Genomic DNA, 6,058 nt, shown 5'->3' on the forward strand with positions numbered 1-6,058 from the left:
TCCCGCCTGCGGGCGCGGACGCGCCCTGCCCGCCGGAGCCGCCGGGGCGGCCTGCTCGCGCAGGGCCACCCTGAGTTCCGACGACACCTCGCCACTGCCGAACAGCAGGTCGGTCACCTCACCCAGATACGGGTCCAGCGGGCGCAGGTCCACCTTGGCCAGTTTGCTGTCCACGGTCATGTGCAGCGGCTGCGCCGTGCCCTTGGCCTTGATGCCGATGGTGCCCTGCTTCTGCCAGCGCGCCCCGAAATCCACGTCCAGCGGCGCGCCGCGCTGCAGCGACAGCGGACCGGTGACCAGACGCATCCCTTCCAGAGCGAGTACGCCCGCATCCTTGGGCTGCCGGTCCTCGAAGGTCACGCGGCCCTCGTCCATACGCAGCGCGGCCACGGACACCTGCCACTCCGGTCCCTCCGGCGCGGCGGCGGACTTCTGCGGCGCTGTGCGCGAAGTCCCTCGCGCCGTCGGGCGCTCCTGCCCCTTGCCCCGCACGGAGCGGGCTCCTGCCGGCTGTGTCCCTGTCGGCGTGGCCTTGCCGATCTGGGCCCTGGCGGGCTCTGCCGTGGCCGGACCGCCCGCCAGCGCGGCAAGGTCGATGGCGCCGTCCTTGCCGCGCACCACCCGCACGTCGGGTTTCGTCAGCGTCACAGGCCCCACGGCCACGCTGCGCGCCGCAAGGTCCACACTGGTGTCGGCCACATCCAGCCTGCCAAGGTTCACCGACGGCTGTTTCTGCCCGGCCAGTGACAGAACCAGCCCCGAAACCTGTGCCGCGCCCTTGCGTACCATCAGACCGGGGGCATCGGGTCCGGCCAGCGAAAGGTCGATCTCGCCCTGCACGCCCGCCGTTCCTGCGTCCAGCGACAGGGGCAGGGCCTGGGCCACGTAGCCGCGTACCGGCAGCAGGGGCAAATCGCGGGCGTCCAGCCGCAGGGCCACGCCCAGCGGTTCCAGGGTCAGCGTGCCCTCGGCCTTCAGGATGCCTGCGCCGTTCTTGGCGGATTCTCCGGCCTTTCCGGGCGCACCCGCCTTGCCGGTGCCGTCGTCCATGCGCAGCGATGCGGTGAACGCCCCGCCGCCCTTGGGTTGCTGCTTGCCGCCGGGCGTGGCGAAATCGGTCAGGGTGGCATCAAGGCCGCTCAGGCGCACCACCGCGCCGCCGGGCACGGATGCGTCCTTCCAGACCACCGTGGCATCGCGCAGCCCCAGGGTGCGCACGTTGACCACAAAGGGCGGCTGGTCCGCCGGCTCCTTGGCAGGAGTTGGGGCCGACGCCGGAGCCTTGGCAGTCTGGCCGCCTGCCCCGCCAATTCCATTGGCCCCGTTGACTGCAACGGGGGCGCTGGCGGCCATCGTTCCGTTCTGCGGCCCGGCCTGCGTTCCGGCTGCCCTTCCGGCCAGTCCCTGTTTTTCCTGGCCCTGCTTCGCCTGAACCGGCGCCTGGCGCTTCCCGCCTGCCGGGGCCACGAAGCCCAGCCAGTCGATGCTGCCGTCGGCCAGCCGCCCCACCCGCGCCAGCAGCCCGTCCAGATCCACCCGGCGCACGTCCACGTGCCGGTCCAGCAACGAAAATTCCTCCACCTCCACCACGCCGGAGGTCAGCCCCAGCACCGGCTCCTTGCCGTCGGGGGCGTTCACCCGCAGGTCGTTCAGGGTCACGGACCCCGCCAGCCCGAACTCCACGTCGTGCGCGGCGGGCTGTTCCACCACCAGCTTCAGGTTCACGCCCAGCCGCCCCGATTCCAGGCGCAGCGGCGTGAACGCGGCCAGATATTCGCGGTACTGGGTCAGGTCCACCTCGTCGGTGACCACGTCGAACTCCGTGCGCAGGTGCTCGGCAAAGGGCAGCAGCCGCCCCTGCACGTTCAGCGCCCTGCCGTCCACTGTGGCGTTGAGGCTGGGGGTGATGATCCGCTCGCGGTCGCGCTGCATGGTGGAGGTAAACGGCACCACGAACTGCAATTCCGTGATGGTGTGGATGGTCTTCTGCGGCGCGTCGTGGAAGATCACCGTGCCGTTCACCACCTCGAAATTGCTGGCCGCGAAGGGGAACAGGGGCTTGTCCGCGCCGTCCGATCGGTCGGCGCTCTCCTGTTTCCCGCCGCCTTCTCCCTCCGGCGGGATGAACTCCGAGAAGGAGTAGCGCCCGTCGCCGAAGTGGGCCACGTACACCACCGGGTTCACCAGCCGCACGTAGGCCAGCACCGGGGCAAGGCGCAAGGCGGCGGAAAGCCCGGGCGAGAATTCCAGCGCGTCGAAGGTCAGCATGTCGCCGTCGCCGGTGGGGTTGGGCACGCGCACGCCCTGGATGGACAGCGCCCACGAATACGGGTTGAAGCGCACCTTTTCCACGGTGCAGCGCACCTGCAGCTTGTCGGACAACTGGTCTTCCAGCACGCCGCGCAACAGCGGAGGCATGGCCAGCCCGGCCAGCACGCCCCAGGCCGCGACGATGGCGGCAACGGTGTACGTCCAGCGGCGCACCCGCCGCAAGGCCCACAACGCTTTCCCACGCACTGCAATGGCCGCCGGCGACCACCCAGACACATTCTTTCCCGGCTTCGCGCTCATACTTGCTCCATGCTTCCGGATTGCTGATCCTGCCAGCACCATAGAGCAGTTGCGCTTTCATGAGAAGGGGTGTGCGCCACAACGCGGGACAACCCTACCCGCCTGCCCTCTTGGCGGATACCCCGTGGAGGCGCGTCGGCTCCGCCGCGCGCCCAACACGCATGCCGCAGGCCATGCGATCCAGCCGGAGTGGGCAGCGGACGCAAAAAAACGCCGCCGGAAACACTGTTCCAGGCAGCGCCGCAGGACAGGCATCCTGTCCGACGCTACACATACGGCAGCAGCAAGACCCCCATTTCTCCGTCTTCCTCTTCTCCGTACAGCTGCCCCAACCGCTGCATGGCCCCGTAGATGGCCACCACGTCGCGCCCCTTGCCTCCGCTGACCCGCGCGGGATCATCCAGCCCGCGCCGGTCGTCCGGCGCCCCGTACACGGTCAGGTCGTCCGCGCCCTCGCCGCCGCGCACCGTGTTGTGGGCCAGGTCGCCTTCGGCGTAGTAGTCGCCCGCAAGGCCCTCCACCTTCCAGCCCACGTGCGACAGGCCACCCGGCACGTAGTCGCCCGATGGACTGAGCCGCCGCCTGCGCCCCAGTTCCACCACGTCGTCTCCCTCGCCGCCGTCATAGCTGGCGAAGAACGAGGTCAGGGAGCGCAGGGTGTCGTCTCCCACCCCGCCCGCAAACTCCGTGGTATGCGCAGCTTCAGCGGCAAAGGTGTCGTCGCCCTCGCCGCCGTCCGCCCTGCCGCGCTCGTACATCCCCCGAAAGGTATCATCCCCCGACTCGCCCAGAAGATCGGCAACCTGGAACCGGCCATCAAAGGTGTCGTCCCCTTCGCCACCCGTCATGTCGGAACGCAGGAACGTGCCGGTCAGCGCGTCGTCGCCGTTGCCGCCCGCCACCTGCGACCAGGCGGCCAGGTCCATTTCGTAGCGGTCGTTGCCGTCCTCCCCGTCCATGACCGCATAGTGCGCCTCACCCTTCAGCGTGTCGTCGCCCTCGCCGCCGCGCACCAGCGCATGGGCCACGGCGCCATCCAGGGTGTCGTTGCCGGTGCCGCCAACCAGCGCCACGTGCACGCCGTTGTCGGCACGGATCAGGTCGTCGCCCTCTCCCCCGTCAAGCCGGGCCAGCCCTTCGGGGCCTTCGGCGGCCACGCCCCGAAACATGCCCAGAATGGCATCGTTACCGGTGCCGCCGTCCACCCCGCCGCTGCCGCCCAGCGAGATGACCACGTCGTCACCGCCACCCGCGCGCACCTGCCGGTCACTCAGCCGGATGAAGAAGTCGCCCTCCTCGGTGCCGTCCAGGGTTTCGCCGTCGGGTGCCGCCTCCAGGCTCACCGTGCCGTCGGCATTTTCCACCACCCGGGTGTCCCTCCGGATGAGGTCGCCCCCCACCAGTTCACCATTGCGGCTGAACGATACGGCCCATCCCATGGCCGTGCTGCCGTCCTGACCTCGAACGATCGTGGGCCCCACCTCAACCAGCAAGCCGGATTTCGTCACGTGCGTGATGGGTTTGCCCCCTTGCAGCACATCGCCCCCGGCCAGAAGATAATCGTAGGCGTCGTCCTGATTCTGGCGCGCACGCGAAACATCGCCGAACTCGAACACCACGTCGGGCGTGCGAGTGGACACGGTATCGTAGGCATCGGTCAGGCTGCCGCGCAGGCTTACCGGCCCGGTGCCGTACCGGGCGCGGCGGGCCTCCTGCTGTCTTTCCTGCGATTCGCGCAGCAGGTAGCCGGAGATGGGGGAAAGGATCATGGCGTCACCCCGTGACTGGTTGCCGTCACAAGGTCATATCGGCATCCCTTTACACATCTTTACACACAAGGCGCCAAGAAACAGAAAAACGCCGCCCCGGCGAACCGGAGCGGCGTGAGGATGCCATGCGAATGTCTGTAAACGCGATGTATTGCGGTGTGACAGCAAACTCGCCGATGCGGGCCGGGGCTACCCCGTCACGGTCAGGCGCAGGAAGCGCTTCTTGCCCAGCTTGATCACGTAGCTGCCGGGGGCCAGCGGAGCCATGGCGTCATCGCAGCGCACGCCGTCCACGGACAGGGCGCCTTCCTTGACCAGCCGCTTGGCCTCGCCGCGCGACTTGACCAGCCCCGCCGCTTCCAGGAACACCGGCGGGGTGCTGTCCTCGCCCCGGGCACAGGTGTGTTCGGGCGCATCATCCGGCACGCCGCCGCCCGCGAACACGGCGTTGAAGCCCTGCCGGGCCTCGGCGGCCTTGTCGTCGCCATGGTAGCGGGCGGTGATCTCGAAGGCCAGGTCTTCCTTCACGGCCTTGGGGTGCGCCTCGCCAGTTTCCACGCGGCGCTTCATGTCCGCTATGTCGTCCAGCGAGCGGGCGGAGATGAGTTCGTAGTACCGCCACATGAGGTCGTCGGACACGGACATGATCTTGCCGAACATGTCGGACGGCGGCTCGTCGATGCCCACGTAGTTGCCGAGGGATTTCGACATCTTCTTCACGCCGTCCAGCCCTTCAAGCAGGGGCACGGTAAGGATGCACTGCGGCTCCTGCCCGTACTGGGATTGCAGGGTGCGCCCCACGAGCAGGTTGAATTTCTGGTCGGTGCCGCCCAGTTCCACGTCGGCGCGCAGGGCCACGGAATCGTACCCCTGCACCAGCGGGTACAGGAATTCGTGGATGGCGATGGGCCGCCCCTCGCGGTAGCGCTTTTCGAAGTCGTCGCGCTCCAGCATGCGGGCCACGGTGTAGCGCGAGGCCAGGCGCACGAAGTCCGCGGCGGAAAAGGCGTTCATCCAGCGCGAGTTGAAATCCACCTCGGTCTTTTCCGGATCCAGTATCTTGAAGACCTGTTTCTTGTAGGTCTCGGCGTTTTCCATGATCTGTTCCGGCGTCAGCGGCGGACGGGTGTCCGAGCGGCCCGAAGGGTCGCCGATCTGCCCCGTGAAATCGCCGATCAGAAAGATGACGGTGTGGCCAAGCTCCTGGAAATGGCGCAGCTTGTGGATGAGCACCGTGTGGCCCAGGTGCAGGTCCGGCGCGGTGGGGTCGAAGCCCGCCTTGATGCGCAGCGGCGCGCCGCGCGCGATCTTCTTGCGCAGTTCGGCCTCGTCGATGAGCTCGGCCATGCCGCGTTTGATGCGTTCCAACTGGGTGTCGATGTCGATCATGGTCTGCAACCCCTCTGCATGGTATCGGGACGGTCTTCCAGAGATGGCGGGTGGTGTCAACCTGAATGGGACCGATCGGGTGACGATGGAGGCCGACGGGAAGTCGGGCCGATGGGGAAACGGCAGCGGCTGGCAGCAGCCGGTGCGGCCCGGCAAGGGAGATGGCCGGACGCTGCTATCGACCCGCCGCCCCGCGCCCGTCAGCAAGGCCCTGCCTGTCAGCAAGGCCCTCCCCGTCAGGCGTCCTGTGTCTGCGGCGTGCCGGTGTCCGTCCCGAACGCCTCTGCCGCCGGGCAGGCCACGCGCAACGCGCGGATGGACCGCGCCAT

General features: G+C 68.5%; 3 protein-coding genes. All 3 read right to left on the reverse strand.

Annotated features, from left to right (window positions below; all coding sequences use genetic code 11):
- The coding region (locus FVW20_RS05690) for a DUF748 domain-containing protein (protein ID WP_307831380.1) at positions 1 to 2,517 on the reverse strand (2,517 nt) is incomplete at its 3' end.
- 320 nt (positions 2,518 to 2,837) lie between these two features.
- A complete protein-coding gene (locus tag FVW20_RS05695) occupies positions 2,838 to 4,340 on the reverse strand; it encodes a calcium-binding protein (protein ID WP_196608669.1) in 1,503 nt (500 codons plus the stop codon).
- A 189-nt stretch (positions 4,341 to 4,529) separates the two neighbouring features.
- Complete coding sequence (gene tyrS, locus FVW20_RS05700) at positions 4,530 to 5,729, reverse strand: tyrosine--tRNA ligase (protein WP_196608670.1); 1,200 nt, start codon at positions 5,727 to 5,729, stop codon at positions 4,530 to 4,532.
- Positions 5,730 to 6,058 lie beyond the last annotated feature (329 nt).

It is taken from the genome of Nitratidesulfovibrio oxamicus (assembly GCF_015731765.1).
GTDB classification, from domain to species: domain Bacteria; phylum Desulfobacterota; class Desulfovibrionia; order Desulfovibrionales; family Desulfovibrionaceae; genus Cupidesulfovibrio; species Cupidesulfovibrio oxamicus.